The following is a 17980-nucleotide window of genomic DNA, read 5'->3' on the forward strand; positions in this document are numbered from 1 at the left end:
CACCGCCGGCGCGCGGCAGGCGAGGCCGCCGCGCGTGCTGGCGCCGCAGCGCGCGCTCGCCGACATCGCGCGCGTGTTGCGGATGCGATCGGCACTCATGCGGTGATGCCTTGCATGGCCTCGGCCCGTTCGCGCTCGCCGGCGTTGCCGGACGGCACCGGTCCCGCCTCTATCGCGGTGCCCGGCTCGGGAGCGATGAGATGCGCATGCTGCGCGACATTCCCCACGATCGCGCTGCCGCCGTCCTGTACCGACAGGTTCTGCACCGTGATCGGACGCTCGCCGTTGCCGCGGTGGCGGTTGAGGGCCTCCATTTGGGCTGCGAAGGTGCGGGCCAGCCGGGTCAATGTGCGCGAAATGCCCTCCTGCTGCGGGATGCCTTCGGCGAAGGCGAGACGGCAGGCAAAGCGCATGGTCGCGACGTGGACGGACACCATCTGCGCCGTCAGCATGGTCTCGAGAGAATTCCGCGGCGCGATGCCTTTCATCATCGAGATCATGAAGGCGAGATTGTCCTCATCGGGCTTCTGCAGGATCACGCTGGCTTTCGTCAATTGCTTGAGGATGCCATGCAGAGCGTCTTGATCGACGGCACCGAGCGCCTCGCCCATCAAGTGCTCGCCGGTCTCCGCGTCCGGATGCTGAATTGCGATCCGTTGTCCGGTGAGCTTGACCCGGGGGGTGGGCCTGCTGCCGTACCTGACGATTGGCGTCGTGCTGTTGCGTGTCATGGCTGTTGTCATGTCGATGTCTCCTTCGAGCCCACGGCATGCGCGAGCCGGCCCCTCTGGTGCGAGCCGACCCTCTCGGTTGCCGTGCGGCGATTGCGTTTTTAAATGTCGATGCTGGGCTTGTGCGCGATCGAAGCGAGGCCCACATGATCGTGGAGGCCGGGTGCTGACGCGGATCGCGATGATGGCATTATGCCTGTTTTGCCCGACGAGTCAAAATCGTTTCGTAACATCCGAAGCTCGCGGCCTGGCGTAAGTCCTTGTTCCGACAGGGGCCGTCTACTGTGCATGGGGTTGTTTTCGCATTTTTTGCTTGGAGGCGGCGCGCACGTGCCGTGCGGCGGAATGCGGGCGCCCGAACACGATTGCGAAATCCGGCGTGACCGCTATTCATGATCTTCACATGCGTCGCACCAACAAGCCTGCACAAGCGGCGCTGCTGATGTCTGGGGAGAGAACCAATGCAACGAACCGCCCGCCTGCTGGCCGTCATCGCCGGATTGTGCGCCGCTGCGCTGTCGACGCAGGCCTCGGCGCAGAAATATCCGGTGCGGCCGGTCAAAATCATGGTCGGCTTCAGCGCCGGTGGGCCGGTCGACGTCGTCGCGCGCATCATCGGCGATCGCCTGGGCAACAAGCTCGGGCAGCCCTTCGTGGTCGAGAACCGCGCCGGCGCCAACGGCATGATTGCGGCCGAAGGTGTCGCGCATGCGGAAGGCGACGGCTACACCATGCTCGCTTGCAACTCCTCCACCATCACGCTCAACAAGACGCTATTCAATGATATCCGCTACGATCCGGAAAAGGACTTCGCGCCGCTGACGACCGTCGTCTCGGCGCCGCTCGTGCTCGTGGTCAATCCGGAGAATCCCAAGACGGCAAACGTCAAGACTGTCGCCGATCTCGTCGCCGCGGCAAAGTCCGCACCCGGTGCGCTGGCTTACGGCTCGGGCGGCAACGGCAACCTTGCCCATCTCGCCATGGAGCTGCTCAGCCAGAAGGCCGGCATCAAGCTGATCCACGTGCCCTATCGCGGCGGTTCGGCCGCCGAGGTCGGCATCCTCGCCCAGGAGGTGCTGGCCGTGTTCGATCCGCTCTCCGCCGTGCCGCTGGTCAAGGCCGGAAAGTTGCGCGCGCTCGCGGTGTCGTCGGCCGAGCGGCTGCCGGCGCTGCCCGATGTGCCGACCGTCGCGGAAGCCGGCTTCCCCGGCTTCGACATCTCGTTCTGGGTCGGCTTCTTCATGCCGAAGTCGACGCCGGCGCCGATCCTGGAGACGCTGCACCGGGAGATCGCCGCGGCCGCGAAGGATCCGCCGGTCGCGGAGAAGCTCGGTTCGCAGGGCGTGGTCAGCGTGCTGACCCCGGCCGAGTACGCCGCGAAGATCGCGAAGGAGACCAAGGAGCTCGCCGAGGTCGTCGCTGCCGCGGACATCAAGGCGGAGTAGGGAGCGCACCTGTTTCCATCGCTATTCACCGCCGGCCAGCTGCGCCAGCCGATCGAGCAGCGGGCGTTGTCCTGCGTTGATCTTCTCCCGCGCCTCTTCGAGCGTGAACCATTCGGCACGGTCGACCTCCGGGAAGACTTGCCGTTTGCTGCTGCGCGGCGGCCATTCCAGCTCGAACGTGTTGCTGTGGATGCTGTGCACGTCGATATCGAGCTCGGCGGCGAACGCGGTGACGAGCTTGCCGCCGCGCTGCTTGACCTCGCCAAGCGCGATCAGCGGCACGGACAGCTCGAATCCCAGCTCCTCGGCAAATTCCCGTCGCGCGGCGGTCTCCGCATCTTCTTCGTCCGCATACTCGCCCTTGGGGATCGACCAGGCGCCGAGATCCTTGTTGCGCCAGAACGGCCCGCCGGGATGAACGAGAAGGATCTCGATCGCCCGGCGTTTGCGATAGGCGATGATCCCGGCACTCTTCGATGGCATCGCAGGTTCCGTGCAGAAGCGGTCCGCTTTGTCTCGGGAAAAAGTGGAACCGGCCGTTTTAGCGCAGGTTAGTAGCCAACGTTCGTTTGATAAAAGGGAGTGAACCATGATCCGCCTGTTGGCAACCACCGCATTAGGGCTGGTGCTGGCGAACGCCGCCTTCGCGCAATCGCCAAGCACGACCACGAAGTCTGAGCAGACGCCGCAATCCCAATCAAGTTCCACGGCGCCAGCGACGACCTCGCCATCCGGCGCGACCGGCACGCCGCAGACCACATCGCAGCCGCAGCAATCACCGTCGACAGGAACCTCGGCACAGACGACGCAGAGCACCGCGCCGTCCTCCGGGGCTGCCAATTCCGGATCGAGCACGTCCAATGCTGCGAACAGCACGGACACCTCGCGGCCGCAGAGCGGCACGGCAAGCTCGAACACGACCGGCAACCAGCCCGCGACCCAGCAGGGCGCCAACCCGCCGCCGGCAAACACGAACCAGGCGCAGGATCGGTCCAATCCGCCGCCGGCCAATAGCAATCAGGCGCAGCAGGCGCCCGCTGCATCCGGGACCAACCAGGCTCAGCAGGCACCGACGGCGCCAACCGGCAATCAGGCGCAGGGCGAGCGGTCTGGGACCAACTCTCAGGCGGCTGCGCAGACCAACGTCAATCTGAACCGCCAGCAGGAGACGAAGATCAGCGCCTCGATCTCGCATCTGAACGTCCGGCCGCTGACCAGCGTCAATTTCTCGCTGAATGTCGGCACGGTGGTGCCGCGCGATGTGCACCTCTCGACCCTTCCGCCTGATGTCGTCGAGATCGTGCCGCAGTATCGCGGCTACAGCTTCGCGCTGGTGAAGGATGAGATCGTCGTGGTGGATCCTGCGACCTACAAGATCGTGACGGTGCTGCCGTATTCGGGGAAATCCACGGCAACGACGACGTCGACCGCCCGCGAGCGCAGCGCCAGCAAGTTCTCTGACCGCGATCGCGATGCGATCCGCAAGCATGCGAAAGCTCGTCCCGAGGGCCGGAGCGAACGGCAGACCACCGGAAGCACCGCACGCACCGAGATCCATGTCGGCGATCGCGTCCCTGATAGCGTCGAGGTCGAGGAATTTCCGAGCACGGTCTACCGTGATGCGCCCGACCTGCGGGAGTACCGCTACATCCATCGCGATACCCGGACTTATGTCATCGAGCCTCGCGAACGACGCGTGATCGAGGAGATCGATTAGTTCATCGCCGTCGGAAGCCGCCCACCGGGCGGCTTCTCGATTTGTGCGTCAGATCGCCGAACGTTCGCGTGCCGCGATACGGATGGCGCGAGCCTTGGTGCCCTTCGCCGCGCGGGCTGCAATCATGCTCCTCGCCTTGCCACGGGCCGAGGCGCTTTTGTGGAGCAGGGATACGAACCGCTTGCGCGCGCGGTTTGTCGACAGGCGCGCCGCAAGCTGTTCGGCCTTGCGAATGATGGTCGCGACCGAGGGTGTCAGGTTCACCGGGACCCAGGCGACATCCTTGGCCTTGGAGAGGCTGCCGATGCCTTCGCACGGCGCCTCGCGCGGCAGGTCGATCCTGATCGCGAGCGCCTCCGACCGCTCGGTCCAGTCCTCAGCCTTGGTGCCGGTGATGATGCGGACATAGTCGCGCGTCTCACGGGGCAGCTCGCTCTCCTTGGCGAGCCACTTCTGAACGCGGCCGGGACCGGCATTATACGCAGCCGCGGCGAGTCCGAGATTGCCGAAATCGTCGCGAAGCTTGCGCAGGAATTTTGCCGATGCGGGCAGCGCCTTCATGGGATCGAAGGGATCGTCGAGTCCGACTTCGGCGGCCGTCCCAGGCATGAACTGCGCCACGCCCTGGGCGCCGGCCTGGCTCACCTCGTTGGACTTGAAGCGGCTCTCCTGCCAGAGCAGGCGGGCAAAGAATGGCACGGGAATGCCGCTGGCCTCGGCGGCCTCGCGAAGCGCGTGGCAAAATCGCTCGGTCGGGGAAACCGGCGCCTGTGGGGCTGGCTCGTCCGCGCGGGGCGGCTCGATCACCTGCTCATAGGCGGCACGCGCGTTGGCGAGCTCGATGGCCTGCACACTTGCGAGGAAGAGTTCGACCACCGGAACAAGTGGGGAGGCCCGATTGTTTTGAATAACGGCGCGGTCGAAAGTTGATGTTTGCCGGGACGCCGACGGATCGAGGTCGCACATCAGAATCAAGAACGCGGCGCAAGCCGCGATGACAAATCGCATTTGCGGAGACAACCTCGAACTGTGGGATGAACGGCCAGCGGTGCGCCGGCGATAAGAAGTTATTAACCGTCCGATTGCGGCAAAGCTGCGGTCTCGTCGGTTCCTTCGGTGTTACTACGGTGTTCCCAAACAGAAACTTCCCGCGGTTTCGCGGACCTCTATTTTTCGAATTGGACGAGCGATCATGATGCGATGGATGCTTGGCGCGGTGATGTCGCTGTGGCTCATCTGCCCGGTGCTCGCGGGCAATCTCGATGCAAAAGCGGTGAATGATGCCGCGCGGCCCGCAAAACAGCCGGCCACCGACAAGCTCAACGCATCGGTGGTGAAGCTTCAGGTCCTGCTCGATCGTGCGCAATTCTCGCCCGGCGAGATCGACGGCAAGCTCGGCGAGAACGCGCAGAAGGCGCTGAAGGCATTTGCCGAGCAGAACGGTATCGCATCCGAGAAGGGAATTGCGCCCGAACTCTGGGACAAGCTGACGGCAGCGAGCGAGGGAGCCATTGTCGTCGACTACAAGATCGACGAGGCCGACGTAAAAGGACCTTTCCTGAAGGAACTGCCGGCCAGGCTCGAGCAGATGAGGTCGCTGAAGGCGCTGAGCTACACCAGCGCGCTCGAGGGGCTCGCCGAGAAATTCCACATGAGCGCGGATCTGCTCAAGGTGCTCAATCCGGGAAAATCCTTTGACAAGGCCGGCGAGACGATCGTCGTTGCGAATGTTTCCGCGCGAAAAGAGCTGCCTCGCATTGCACGGCTCGAGGTCGACAAGAAACAGGGGACGCTCAAAGCGTTCGACGGGAGTGGTGCTCTGCTCGCGTTCTACCCGGCTTCAATCGGTAGCCCGGATCGTCCGACGCCGAGTGGCACACTCAAGGTCACAAGCACCAACGAGAAGCCGACCTACCACTACAATCCCGAGTACAAGTTCAAGAGCGTAAAATCCAGGGAGCCGTTCGACATCAAGCCAGGCCCGAACAATCCGGTGGGATCGTACTGGATCGGGCTGTCGGCGCAGGGCTATGGCATCCACGGGACGGCGGAGCCCGACAGGGTCGGCAAGTCGGCGTCCCACGGCTGCGTCAGGCTGACCAATTGGGACGCCCGCACGCTCGGCGACAACACCAAGCGTGGTACGCCCGTCGTCTTCCTCGATGCGCCGACGGAATCTTCCTCGAAGCAGAAGGACAAGACGCCCGGCAGGCGCGCCGCGAATTAGTTCTTGCTAGTCCTTGGGGAAATCCTTGCGCATCGCCATCTCGGCGGCATCGCCCGGCGACAGCACGGTCTGATCGAAGGCCGCTTGCGGCTTCGTCATGATGTCGTAGAGCGAGATGCCCTTGATCGGCTTGCCCATGAGCTCGCGGACGCAGTCGGCGAGCGTGCCGTTGTAGACGAGATAGGGCGGACCTCGGTCCTTCTGCCTCTCGCCCTTCAGCGACGGCCACTTCTTCAATTCGGCCGGGGCGTCATAGGCGATCGGCGATCCCTCTTTGAACATGCGTCGGGTCCCGGTGGCTTGGATTGCAGGGAATCCTAGAGCCGCCGGGTAAACACGCGTTAAAGAATTAGTTCAAATCAGGCGGCAATGAAGGCGAGCAGGGTGCCGTTGGCCTTGGCCGGCGGCACACAGAGCGCAGCCCCGCTGCGCACGGCGGCGGACCCCAGCGCCCTCTCGGTCGCGGACAGATCGCCGCTGACGAGCACCAGCGCAGCGCCGCCGCGGTCGGAAAGGCCCGCGAGCGGCACGCCCGGATAGCGTTTGGCGAGCTGGTCCAGCGTCAGATAGACGAAGTCGGCCCGATCGCCGCCGGAGGGCACCGTGACCGCGCCGTCGGCCTCCGCCTTCGGTTCGCGGTCGATCAGCCTGCCGAGATGCGCGGCGTCCTTTGCCGGCTCCGGCGTTGCGATCAGCGTCTGCCTGATCCGCTTCGCCGCATTGGCGTGCTTCATCAACTCGGGAATCCAAACCGTGTCACGCGTCTTGTGCTGGCAGGCGAAGATGCGTACCCCGCCGGGCGCTTCCGCTGTCGGCCACATGAAAGTGCGGAATTTGGCCGCCGAGACCGTGCCGTTGGGCAAGGTTACCGGCCGCTCGAAATCGGTCGGGCCGATCGGCGTCAGGCCGCGTGCGCGGATCTCCTCCGCGCCTTCAGCGGAATCGACCGCGGTGAAGGCGATACGCTCGATGCCTTCGCCGCGCTTGTCGAGGAAGGCGCGCGCCGGCACATTGTGCTCGGTCGCGACGAGCACGCCGAGCAGCTCCATATAATCGGGGTCGAACATGATGGTGTAATTGCCGGTGCCCATATGCGCGCTGTGGGTGCCGCGCGGCGACACGGTGAAGCCGAGCTGGCGGTAGTTCTCGGCAGCCTTGTCGAGGTCCTGAACCATGACCACGGCGTGGTCGATACCGATGATGTTCTTGAGGGCCACTGTTCTTTCCCCGCGCATGCAAATGACTTTGGGCCGCGTCGGCGGCCGCTGGTCCTGTCTACGCCGGATAGGCGGTCAAGTCATTTTCAATTCAGCAGGAGATGCGGAATTTCATTCCGCGGATCTGTCGACGCACGGCAGCATCAGCGAGCCTGCTCGAGATAGGCGGCAAGGATCGCACGTTCCTGGCTGGTCATCTCGGTGATGTTGCCCGGTGGCATCGCGCTGGACCAGGCCGCGACCCGGCCGATCAGGCGGATGTTGCGATGGATGTGCTCGGGCGCATCGAGCAGGATGCCCTTCGGCGCGGTCACGATGCCGGCCCAGACCGGCTCGGCGGCATGGCACATGCTGCAACGGGACATCACGATCTCCTCGACCGCGGCAAGGGTCGGCTGTGTCGGCAGTGCGCCCGACTTGACCTCGCGCGGTCCTGCGGCGGAGAGGAAGAGGATCGCAATCACGCTGATTGCTGCGACGCCCCACACCCACCATGGCGATTTCCGCCCCGCGTGGCGCTTGTTGAAGAAGTGGCGGATCACGGGGCCGAGCGCCAGGATGATCGCGACGATGACCCAGTTGAAGCGCGTGGCGTAGAGCAGGGGATAGTGGTTGCTGATCATCAGCACGACCACGGGCAGCGTCAGGTAGTTGTTGTGGACCGAGCGCTCCTTGCTGGCTTTGCCGAGCCTTGGATCCGGCACCTGTCCCGCGATCAGGCTGGCCACGATCTTCTTCTGGTTCGGGATGATCAGCGCGAAGACGTTGGCGACCATGATGGTGCCGATGATGGCGCCGATCTGGTTGAAGGCGCCACGGCCGCTCAGCACATGGGTGAAGGCATAGGTCAGCGCGACCAGGAACAGATAGCCGCCGATGGCGAAGGGCAGCTCGCGCTGGGCAAGGCCGGTACGGCAGGCGGCTTCATAGAGCAGCCACGCCAGTGCCAGGCTCGCAAGGCTGAACAGGCCGGCCTGGAACGGCGTGAGGTAGAGGATCGATTTGTCGATCAGGAACAGATCGGCCTCGAGATAATAAACCACCACCATCAGCGCGAAGCCGGACAGCCAGGTGGTGTAAGCCTCCCATTTGAACCAGGTGAGCTCGTCCGGCATCTGGGAGGGTGCGACCAGATATTTCATGATCCGGTAGAAGCCGCCGCCATGGACCTGCCAGGCTTCGCCCTGGACGCCGTCGGGCAGGTCACTCGTTCGGTTGCCCTTGGGCCTGAGGCTGAGGTCGAGGGCGATGAAATAGAAGGAACTGCCGATCCAGGCGATCGCCGCCACCACGTGGAGCCAGCGCAGCAGCAGGCTCGCCCATTCCGATATGATGGATCCCCACATGATCATCCCGTCAATTGCGACAGCGATGCCGCAGCTTTGATGACCGCAACCCCCGCCCTTACAATGTGTCGCACCTATCGGCGGGGTTTTCCAGTACGATGGGCGCAGCTGATGCACATCGTGCGGGCATCAGGTGACGTGGGATGCGGCAGAGCTTCGACGTGTCGCGGTGGTATCGATGTTCGAGAGATTGCAGGCCGGGAGGACAATTTGAAGAGCAGAATTTTGTCCGTCGCGATATCCGCGGGGCTACTGATTGCTACCGGTGCGCAGGCCGAGCCGGTGTTGCAGGGCAAGGACGCTTATGGTGATTGGCAAGCCGACAAGCCAGGCACGGTCAGGCTGATCCGGCCGCAGGATCTGGTCAGGCCCGGCGCCACGCGCTCGGTTGCGAGCTCGTCACGCGTGGTGCCGCGCCCGGCCGAGGCTGCGCTTCAGGTGCCGGCGGGGTTCAAGATCGAGCTGTTTGCCGAAGGCCTGCGCGCGCCGCGCATCGTGCGGGTGGCGCCGAACGGCGACGTCTTTGTCGCGGAGACGCGGGCCGGCACCATTCGCGTGCTTCGTGCCGGGGAGGGCAACAAGATCGCGACCAATGAAGTGTTCGCCAGCGGACTGAGGCAGCCATTCGGCATCGCCTTCTTCCCGAACGGTGACAATCCGCAATGGGTCTATGTCGCCAACACCGACAGCGTCGTCCGCTTTCCCTATCAGGCCGGCGATCTCAAGGCGCGCGGCAAGGCCGAGACGATCGTGCCGAGCCTGCCGCATGACGGCGGCCATTCCACCCGCGACATCGTCTTCACGCCTGACAACAAGCGCATGCTGGTCTCCGTCGGCTCGCTCAGCAACGTTGCGGAAGGTTTGGGCACGCCGCCGGGCGGGATGGAGGCGTGGTCGAAAACGCAACCGCTCGGCGCGGCCTGGGCAAGTGAGACCGAACGCGCGGCGGTGCTGGCTTTCAATCCCGATGGCAAGGAGCGGAAGATCTACGCCACCGGCATCCGCAATTGCGTTGGTCTCGCAATTCAGCCGCAAACCGGTCTGCCCTGGTGCTCGACCAACGAGCGGGACGGCCTCGGTGACGATCTCGTCCCCGACTATGTGACCAGCGTGAAGGAAGGCGCATTCTACGGCTGGCCCTGGTTCTATATCGGCGCCAACGAGGACCCGCGCCATGCCGGTGCGCGGCCGGACATCAAGGACAAGGTGACGGTCCCCGACGTGCTGGTGCAGCCGCACTCGGCCTCGCTCGGCATGGCCTTCTATCAGGGCACGCAGTTTCCGCCCGAGTATCAGAGCGACGCCTTCGCGGCCGAGCATGGCTCCTGGAACCGGTCGAAGCGCACCGGCTACAAGGTGATCCGCATCCGGATCAAGGACGGCAAGCCGACGGGTGAGTACGAGGATTTCGTCACGGGTTTTGTCGTGAGCGACACGGAGGTGTGGGGCAGGCCGGTGGGAGTAGCCGTGGCGAAGGATGGATCGCTGCTGGTGTCGGAGGACGGCAACGGCACGATCTGGCGGGTGACGCACGCGCCGCAGTGACGGTGCACCCCTCCAGGGGAGGGTAAGAAAGGCGCTCGCCTGACCTACCCCCGTCTCACGCTGGCTCCACCATCCACCGGCAGCGTCACGCCCGTAATGAAGTTCGCCTCATCCGACGCCAGAAACAGCGCGGCGTTGGCGACATCCCATCCGGTGCCCATCTTCCGACGCAGCGGCACCTTGCCGTCGCGTTCGGCTTCGACCTCGGCGCGGGTCTTGTGCCATTCACGGGCGCGGGTGTCGACGGCCATCGGTGTGTTCATCAGGCCGGGCAGGATGACGTTGGCGCGGATGCCGAATTCGGCGTTCTGGTAGGCGAGCTGTTCGGTGAAGGCGATCATCGCCGACTTCGTCGCCTTGTAGGCGACATAGGGATAATTCGTGATCGCCGCCATCGAGGAGATGTTGATGATGGCGCCGCTGCCCTGCGCGCGCATGATCGGGATCACCTCTTTCGCCGCCAGAATGCAGCTCTTCAGATTGATGGCGACGACGCGGTCGAACGCTTCCTCGGTCAATTGCAGCAGCTCGGCATCGCCGCCGGACAGGCTGACGCCGACATTGTTGTGCAGCACGTCGATCCGCCCCCAGCGCGACTGCGCGTCCTTAACCATCGCCTTGATGTCGGCCGACTTCGTGACGTCGGCCTTGAAGGCCGCGGCGGTGCCATGTTTCGCGGTGATCAACGCCACCGTTTCCTGCGCCGATTCCAGATGATGATCGACGCACAAGACCTTTGCGCCCTCGCGCGCGAAGGTCAGCGCGGTGGCGCGGCCATTGCCCATGCCTTCGCCGGGGCTCTGTCCGGCCCCGACGACGATGGCGACCTTGTTCTTCAAGCGCATTTCGGTTCACTCCCTGATCCGGACTTCCCATTATTTTCGTGCAGATTAGCAATCGCCCCGACCGGAGAGAAGGGCGCGGCTTTTGCGTTCATGTCATTGACATCGCATGGATTTGCATGTTGCGCCGGCCCAACGCGCATGGCTGGCCCTCGCGGTTCAGGAACCGTTCTGAGGTCGCCGCGTTTGTTGCGGAGCCTTTCCCGCGCTAGGCTCTGTCTTGGGGCTTCCCAACCGCCAGTGGCTTGCCGATGAATCTGCTCGACCCACAAGGGCCCGTGGCTGCGGCCAACAGCACGATTCTGGTCGATTCCGTCTTCATCATGCTCGTGATCGTGGTGCCGACCATTTTCGCGATTCTCGGTTTTGCGTTCTGGTTTCGCGCCTCGAATCCAAAAGCGCGCTACCAGCCTGACTTCGTCTATTCCGGCCGCGTCGAGATGGTGGTGTGGGCGATCCCTGCGCTCACCGTCATCCTGCTCGGCGGCGTCGCCTGGATCGGCTCGCATCAACTCGATCCCGCAGCACCGGTGCCGGGGACTGGAAGCCCGGTGCGCATTCAAGCGGTCTCGCTCGACTGGAAATGGCTGTTCATCTATCCGGACCAGCGCATCGCCACCGTCAACACGCTGACGGTGCCGGCCGGCGCCGAGCTGAACTTTCAGCTGACGTCGTCGAGCGTGATGAACACGTTCTTCATCCCGCAGCTCGGCAGCATGATCTACACCATGAACGGCATGGTGACGAAGCTGAACCTGCGCGCCGACAACGAAGGCAAGCTGCAGGGGTTGTCCGCGCATTTCTCCGGCGACGGCTTTCCCGACATGATGTTCGACGTCAACGTGGTCTCGCCGCTCGCCTTTCCGGAATGGGTGGCGACCACGGCGAAGACCGATGCCGTGCTGAATGAGGACAGCTACAAGAAGCTGATGCAGCAGGGCGTCGAGAAGGGCAGGCCGACCTACCGTCTCGACGATCCCCGGCTGTTCGATCTGATCGCAACCCAGCACATTCCGCCGGGACCGGGGCCGGAACTGCTCTCCGATGCAGGCCGTCCGCACAGTGGAGGCCACGATGCTCGGTAAGCTCGATTGGTCGGCCATTCCGTTCGATCAGCCCATCCCGCTGGTCGCGGGCGCAGTGGTGCTGGTCGCGATCCTGGGCGTGCTGATCTGGGTCGTGGCGAAGGGGCATCTGCCCTATCTCTGGAGCGAATGGATCACCAGTGTCGATCACAAGCGCATCGGCGTGATGTACATCCTGCTGGCCTCGGTGATGCTGCTGCGCGGTGGCAGCGACGCCATCATGATGCGGATCCAGCAGGCCGTCGCCTACCAGTCGCAGGGCTATCTGCCGCCGGAGCACTACAACCAGATCTTCTCGGCGCACGGTACCATCATGATCTTCTTCGTGGCGATGCCGTTCGTGATCGGGCTGATGAACCTGATCGTGCCGCTGCAGCTCGGCGTGCGCGACGTCGCTTTCCCGACGCTCAACTCGGTCGGGTTCTGGCTGACCGCGACCGGTGCGCTGCTGGTCAATCTCTCGCTCGTGGTCGGCGAGTTCGCGCGCACCGGGTGGCTCGCCTTTCCGCCGCTGTCGGAGCTGTCCTATTCGCCGGGCGTCGGCGTCGACTATTACGCCTGGTCGCTGCAGATATCCGGCGTCGGCACGCTGGTGGCCGGCATCAACCTCGTCACCACGGTGCTGAAGCTACGCACCAAGGGCATGAATTACCTGCGCATGCCGATGTTCTGCTGGACCACGCTGGCCTCGAACCTCCTCATCGTTGCAGCTTTTCCGATCCTTACCGCCACGCTCGCGATGCTGCTGCTCGACCGCTACCTCGGCTTCCATTTCTTCACCAACGAGGCCGGCGGCAACGTCATGATGTTCATGAACCTGATCTGGGCCTGGGGACATCCGGAGGTCTACATCCTCGTGCTGCCGGCCTTCGGCATCTTCTCCGAGGTGGTCTCGACCTTCTCCGGCAAGGGGCTGTTCGGCTATCGCTCGATGGTGCTTGCGACCATGGCGATCTGCGTCATTTCCTTCATGGTCTGGCTGCATCATTTCTTCACGATGGGCGCGGGGCCGGACGTCAATGCCATCTTCGGCATCGCCAGCATGATCATCGCGGTGCCGACGGGCGTGAAGATCTACAATTGGCTGTTCACGATGTATGGCGGCCGCATCCGCTTCGCGACGCCGATGCTGTGGGCGGTCGGCTTCATGGTGACCTTCATCGTCGGCGGATTGACGGGCGTCCTGCTCGCGGTGCCGCCGGCCGACTTCATGCTTCACAACAGCATGTTCCTGGTGGCGCATTTCCACAACGTCATCATCGGCGGCGTGCTGTTCGGCGCCTTTGCCGGCTTCGAATACTGGTTTCCGAAGGCGTTTGGTCTTCGTCTCGACGAACGCTGGGGCAAGCTGGCGTTCTGGTTCACCTTCCTCGGCTTCTTCATCACTTTCATCCCGCTCTACATTGCCGGCATGCTCGGCATGACCCGGCGCATGCAGCATTACGACGTCGCGGCGTGGCGGCCCTGGATGATCGTTGCAGCAATTGGCATGGCCGTGCTGACGATCGGGGTGATCTGCCAGATCGTGCAACTCGTGGTCAGCATCCGCAACCGCGAGTCGCTGCGCGACCGCACCGGCGATCCCTGGGACGGCCGTTCGCTGGAATGGGCGACCTCGTCGCCACCGCCGGTGTTCAACTTCGCCTTCAATCCCGACGTGCGCGGCGAGGACGCCTATTGGGACATGAAAGTCCATGCCCAGCAGCAATCGCTCGAACGCGACAGGCCGGAATACCAGGACATCGAGATGCCCCGGAATTCCCCGACCGGCTTCGTCTGCGCGTTCTTCGCCACCATCATGGGCTTTGCGCTGATCTGGCATATCTGGTGGATGGTGATCCTGGGCGGGATCGGCGCGTTCGCGACCTTCGTCGTGTTCGCCTGGCGCGACCACGACGAATACGTCATTCCCGCGCAGGAGGTCGCCGCGATTGACCGCATCAATATCGAGGAACGACGCAGCCTCGTCAGCGTGGCGGGGCCGGTCTGATGGCGATGACCGCGACCGCCGGCCATGCGCATGCCGATCCCCATCACATCGGGCTCGTCATCGAGCATCCCGGACCCGCTTCGAAGCGGATCGTGACCGCCTACGGCTTCTGGGTCTTCCTGCTGTCCGACATCGTGATGTTCTCCTGCTTCTTCGCGGCCTATGCGGTGCTGTCTGGGCAGACGGCCGGCGGCCCGAAGGGCTCGGAGATCTTCGAGCAGAGGAATGTCGCGATCGAGACGGTCTGCCTGCTGTTGTCGAGTTTTACCTGCGGCATGGCCAGCATTGCCGCCGATGTGCGCAACCGGTTCTGGTTCTATCTCGGCATGGGCGTGACTTGTCTGTTGGGACTCATATTCCTGACGATCGAATTCCGCGAATTCGCCGACCTCGTCGCGCGCGGCTATGGCCCGTCGCGCAGCGCGTTCCTGACCGCGTTTTTCTCGCTGGTCGGCTGCCACGGCCTGCATGTCTCGGCCGGCGTGCTGTGGCTGCTCACCATGATGGCCCAGGTGTTCGCGAAAGGCTTTCGCGCCGATGTCCTGCGCCGGATGATGTGCTTTGCGCTGTTCTGGCACGCGCTCGACATCGTCTGGGTCGGGGTGTTCTCCGTCGTCTATTTGCTTGGGAGTGCCGCATGAGCGATCAGAGCCACGCGCGGAGCGACCACGACCTCGCGCCGGGCGAGGAAGAGCAACACAGTGTCGGCACCCGTATTCTTGGCTACGTCGTCGGCCTTGTCCTGGCGCTGCTGCTCACGGCGACGTCGTTCTTCATCGCCGGCACCGATCTGGTCTGGCAGCCCTCCATCCCGGTTGCGTTGATCGTGCTGGCGATCGCGCAGATGGGGGTCCATCTGGTGTTCTTCCTGCACATCACGACCGGTCCCGACAACACCAACAACGTGCTGGCGCTGGCCTTCGGCCTGCTGGTGGTCTTCCTGGTGGTGGGCGGCACGGTCTGGATCATGGCGCATCTGAATGCGAACATGCCGCCGATGGACCAGATCATGCGGATGCAGTGATAGAGCCGCCCAAAAAAGAAGAGCCGCTTGTTGTGACAAGCGGCCCAAGTCTAGGGAGGAAACGCCCAAGCAGGGCAATCGGGCCGGAGCCGGATTGCTGCCAAGGAAACGCTCGCGCAAGCGCTTGCGTTACCTTTATGAGTGCAGCAACTCGCGAAGGAGTTCAATTCCGGATCAATACGGTCCCGGTCTACTACTCACGGATGCGTGAGGAAATTATTCACTTCGGCCGGCGGCAGTTATAGGCCTTGCGGAAGCCGGCCGCCTGGGCGTCGTCCTCCGAACAGAACCAGCGGTCCGGCTTGGTGGTCGCCGGGTAGCTCGGGCAACCCCGCAAATGATAGATGCCGATATTGCCGGTGACGCGTGCGCGCACCGCGAGCTTTCCCTTGATGCTGCAACTCGGCGGCATCGTCAGCTCCTCCGGGAACAGCACGGCCCGAATTTCCTTGTCGCGGTCCGGGCGGCAGGCGGCGCCCAGCAGTGCGCCGTCCTTCTTGCCCGCGCGGAAGTCTTGCGGTGCAACAAAACAGCCCTTCCAGATCCCGGCGGCAGCTGACTTGGCCTCGGCCACGGCCGGCTTGACGTTCGCCTTGATCGGCTCCCGCGCAACGGCAAAGCCGAGCTTGACCAGCTGTTCGTTCAAGCTGGCCTTGTCGCCCTCAGCCGTGCAGATCGCGCGGTGCCGTTTGCCAAAACTCTTCTCCGGCCCGACATCGTCACAGCGCACGGAGCGCTTGTTGATCAGCTTCGCCAGCTGGTCGCGAGCCTCGATGCCGCAGGTCCAGGGATCGGCGTGGTCGTCGATGCAGACCTGGTCGAGCTCGGGCGCGTCGACGCCGTCGAGCCGGTAGGTAACGTCGCCAAGCTGGATGGAGTTGCCGTCGCGGACTGTCGCGGCGGCGGTCAGCGCGGAAGCCGGCTCGGAAGACGCCAGGACTCCGGACAAGGCGAAAAAGAAAACGAGCGCAAAGGCGCGGGCGGCGGCAAAGACATTTCGGAAGGACATACGGTCTCGCTATCGATTGCTCGTGCGCCTGTTCCTAGCATCCGGATGTGGCGATACCAATGGTCTGCACCCTGCGAAGTGCGACATTCCGGCCCCGCGGCTTTACTCCCCGCCCGCTCTGACCCTATCGTTCGCGGGCCTTGCGGACCGTGCAGGCCGAATCGCCCGGGAAGCGGCGAGGGCGGGAGGAAAAGGTTGCGATGAAAGACCCCGTGGACGTGCTGATCATCGGCGCCGGCGCTTCGGGCGCGGCGGTGGCGTGGTCGCTGGCCGAGACCAAGATGCACATTCTCTGCCTGGAGCAGGGCGGCTGGATGAACCCGGCGGAATATCCCAGCACCGGCCGCGACTGGGAAGCCAAGTTCTACGGCGAGTGGTCGTCGAGCCCGAATATCCGCGGCCGGCCCGAGGACTATCCGATCAACGACGACAATTCGCCGATCAAGGTCGTGAACTACAATGCGGTCGGCGGCTCCACGGTGATGTACACCGCGCACTGGCCGCGGCTGCATCCCTCCGATTTCAAGGTGCGGACGCTGGACGGCGTCGCAGACGACTGGCCGATCGACTACGACGCGCTGACCCCGTTCTTCGAGGAGAACGACCGGATCATGGGCACGTCGGGCTTGTCAGGCGATCCGCTCTCGCCGCTGACGCATCCGCCGATGCCGCAACAGCCGCTCGGATTGTCCGGCGCCATCATCGGCAAGGCCATGAACAAGCTCGGCTGGCACTGGTGGCCGTCAGACACGACGGTCGCGACGATGGATTATGAGGGCCGGGCGCGATGCATCAATCTCGGCCATTGCACGCCGGCCTGCGCGCAGGGCGCGAAATCCTCCACCGACATCACCTATTGGCCGCAGGCGATTCGCGCCGGCGTCGAGCTGCGCACTCATTGCCGGGTGCGCGAGATCACCACCGACGAGAACGGTATGGCTTCGGGCGTGGTCTATTACGACAAGGACGGCATCGAGCAGTTCCAACCCGCGCATGTCGTCATCATCGCCTGCAACGGCGTCGGCACGCCACGGCTATTGCTGAATTCAGCGTCTTCGCGTTTTCCGAATGGCCTTGCCAATTCGTCGGGCCTCGTCGGCAAGAACTTGATGTTCCATCCCTACGCGCAGATCTACGGCTATGTAAAAGAACCGACCGATAGCAACCGCGCGCCGCCGACCTGCCTGTGGAGCAAGGAGTGGTACGACACGGACCCCTCGCGTGGCTTCGTGCGCGGATATGGCGTTCAGTTCGTGCGCGGGGCCGGGCCGGTGTTCGAGGCTGTCGTCAGCGAGCAAAAGGGCATTCTGCCCTGGGGCGAGGATCATCACCGCGTCTTCCGCAAGCTGAACGGCCACCGGCTCGGATTTTCCGCGATCTGTGAGGATCTGCCGGAGGAGCATAATCGCGTCACGCTCGATCCCGCCCTGAAAGACAGCCACGGCATTCCCGCGCCGAAGATCGACTACACGATCAGCGAGAACAGCCGGAAGATGATGGAGCATGCGCTGGCGCGTGGCCGGGAGGTTTTGGAGACCGCGGGCGCCACCGATATCTGCGTCAACTCGCCGATCCCCTGGGGCGGTTGGCACCTGCTCGGCACCGCGCGGATGGGGACCGATCCCAAGAGCTCCGTGGTCAATGAATGGGGCCGCACGCACGACGTCAAGAATCTCTTCATCGTCGACGGCAGCATTTTTGTCACGTCAGGCGGCGTGAACCCGACCTCCACCATCCAAGCCCTCGCGCTCTACATCGCCGACCAGATGAAGCAGCGCCTCGCCAATTTGTTTGATTAAGGC

17 protein-coding genes are annotated in these 17980 nt (G+C 63.9%); 9 read left to right on the forward strand and 8 right to left on the reverse strand.

Features of this window, described 5'->3' with window-relative positions; translation table 11 throughout:
- Positions 1-95: 95 nt before the first annotated feature.
- On the reverse strand, positions 96-743 hold the full coding sequence (locus XI03_RS13865) for a hypothetical protein (protein ID WP_038971803.1): 648 nt from the start codon (positions 741-743) through the stop codon (positions 96-98).
- A gap of 449 nt (positions 744-1192) precedes the next feature.
- On the opposite strand from XI03_RS13865, the gene XI03_RS13870 reads away from it, so the two are divergent.
- Positions 1193-2176, forward strand: a complete 984-nt coding sequence (locus XI03_RS13870; protein WP_271592438.1) for a Bug family tripartite tricarboxylate transporter substrate binding protein — start codon at positions 1193-1195, stop codon at positions 2174-2176.
- A 21-nt stretch (positions 2177-2197) separates the two neighbouring features.
- Here the strand turns inward: XI03_RS13870 and XI03_RS13875 are convergent, their stop codons facing one another.
- Positions 2198-2659 carry an NUDIX domain-containing protein gene (locus tag XI03_RS13875; RefSeq protein ID WP_271592490.1) on the reverse strand — a complete coding sequence of 154 codons (462 nt, stop codon included), beginning with the start codon at positions 2657-2659 and terminating at the stop codon, positions 2198-2200.
- 106 nt (positions 2660-2765) lie between these two features.
- On the opposite strand from XI03_RS13875, the gene XI03_RS13880 reads away from it, so the two are divergent.
- Complete coding sequence (locus XI03_RS13880; protein ID WP_271592439.1) at positions 2766-3893, forward strand: DUF1236 domain-containing protein; 1128 nt, start codon at positions 2766-2768, stop codon at positions 3891-3893.
- A gap of 48 nt (positions 3894-3941) precedes the next feature.
- On the opposite strand, the gene XI03_RS13885 is transcribed toward XI03_RS13880, so the two are convergent.
- On the reverse strand, positions 3942-4901 hold the full coding sequence (locus XI03_RS13885) for a lytic transglycosylase domain-containing protein (RefSeq protein ID WP_271592440.1): 960 nt from the start codon (positions 4899-4901) through the stop codon (positions 3942-3944).
- 184 nt (positions 4902-5085) lie between these two features.
- Here XI03_RS13885 and XI03_RS13890 point away from each other — a divergent pair, with 184 nt between their 5' ends.
- Entirely contained in the window at positions 5086-6120 is a 1035-nt protein-coding gene (locus tag XI03_RS13890) for a L,D-transpeptidase family protein (protein ID WP_271592441.1), read from the forward strand.
- A gap of 6 nt (positions 6121-6126) precedes the next feature.
- On the opposite strand, the gene XI03_RS13895 is transcribed toward XI03_RS13890, so the two are convergent.
- The 3 genes from XI03_RS13895 to XI03_RS13905 all read right to left on the reverse strand — a co-directional run bounded on the left by XI03_RS13895 (position 6127) and on the right by XI03_RS13905 (position 8683).
- Positions 6127-6402 carry a hypothetical protein gene (locus XI03_RS13895; RefSeq protein WP_018322685.1) on the reverse strand — a complete coding sequence of 92 codons (276 nt, stop codon included), beginning with the start codon at positions 6400-6402 and terminating at the stop codon, positions 6127-6129.
- 77 nt (positions 6403-6479) lie between these two features.
- Positions 6480-7337, reverse strand: coding sequence for a VOC family protein (locus XI03_RS13900; RefSeq protein ID WP_271592442.1), 858 nt, complete (start codon positions 7335-7337; stop codon positions 6480-6482).
- A 143-nt stretch (positions 7338-7480) separates the two neighbouring features.
- Positions 7481-8683: a urate hydroxylase PuuD gene (locus XI03_RS13905; RefSeq protein WP_271592443.1), complete on the reverse strand. Its 1203-nt coding sequence runs from the start codon at positions 8681-8683 to the stop codon at positions 7481-7483.
- A 210-nt stretch (positions 8684-8893) separates the two neighbouring features.
- Here XI03_RS13905 and XI03_RS13910 point away from each other — a divergent pair, with 210 nt between their 5' ends.
- Complete coding sequence (locus XI03_RS13910; RefSeq protein WP_028143135.1) at positions 8894-10228, forward strand: PQQ-dependent sugar dehydrogenase; 1335 nt, start codon at positions 8894-8896, stop codon at positions 10226-10228.
- 44 nt (positions 10229-10272) lie between these two features.
- Here XI03_RS13910 and XI03_RS13915 read toward each other — a convergent pair whose 3' ends face one another.
- Positions 10273-11073 (reverse strand): SDR family NAD(P)-dependent oxidoreductase, encoded by an 801-nt coding sequence (locus XI03_RS13915; protein ID WP_271592444.1) that lies wholly within the window; start codon positions 11071-11073, stop codon positions 10273-10275.
- Positions 11074-11321: 248 nt separating this feature from the next.
- On the opposite strand from XI03_RS13915, the gene XI03_RS13920 reads away from it, so the two are divergent.
- From XI03_RS13920 to cyoD, 4 genes are read left to right on the forward strand one after another with little or no spacing between them, the layout of a single operon-like run.
- The gene (locus XI03_RS13920; protein ID WP_028143133.1) at positions 11322-12155 is read left to right on the forward strand and encodes a ubiquinol oxidase subunit II; all 834 of its coding nucleotides are present in this window, start codon (positions 11322-11324) and stop codon (positions 12153-12155) included.
- Positions 12145-14145, forward strand: coding sequence for a cytochrome o ubiquinol oxidase subunit I (gene cyoB / locus XI03_RS13925; RefSeq protein WP_271592445.1), 2001 nt, complete (start codon positions 12145-12147; stop codon positions 14143-14145). The genes XI03_RS13920 and cyoB overlap by 11 nt, the downstream gene beginning before the upstream one ends.
- Positions 14145-14786: a cytochrome (ubi)quinol oxidase subunit III gene (locus tag XI03_RS13930; RefSeq protein ID WP_038946948.1), complete on the forward strand. Its 642-nt coding sequence runs from the start codon at positions 14145-14147 to the stop codon at positions 14784-14786. Before cyoB ends, XI03_RS13930 begins: the two co-directional genes overlap by 1 nt.
- The gene (cyoD, locus tag XI03_RS13935) at positions 14783-15169 is read left to right on the forward strand and encodes a cytochrome o ubiquinol oxidase subunit IV (protein WP_018322693.1); all 387 of its coding nucleotides are present in this window, start codon (positions 14783-14785) and stop codon (positions 15167-15169) included. The genes XI03_RS13930 and cyoD overlap by 4 nt, the downstream gene beginning before the upstream one ends.
- Positions 15170-15389: 220 nt before the next feature.
- Here cyoD and XI03_RS13940 read toward each other — a convergent pair whose 3' ends face one another.
- Positions 15390-16178, reverse strand: a complete 789-nt coding sequence (locus XI03_RS13940) for a thermonuclease family protein (protein ID WP_028143129.1) — start codon at positions 16176-16178, stop codon at positions 15390-15392.
- Positions 16179-16378: 200 nt separating this feature from the next.
- On the opposite strand from XI03_RS13940, the gene XI03_RS13945 reads away from it, so the two are divergent.
- Complete coding sequence (locus tag XI03_RS13945; protein ID WP_271592446.1) at positions 16379-17977, forward strand: GMC family oxidoreductase; 1599 nt, start codon at positions 16379-16381, stop codon at positions 17975-17977.
- The last annotated feature ends 3 nt before the right edge of the window (positions 17978-17980 follow it).

It is taken from the genome of Bradyrhizobium sp. CCBAU 65884 (genome assembly GCF_028128835.1).
GTDB classification, from domain to species: domain Bacteria; phylum Pseudomonadota; class Alphaproteobacteria; order Rhizobiales; family Xanthobacteraceae; genus Bradyrhizobium; species Bradyrhizobium ottawaense.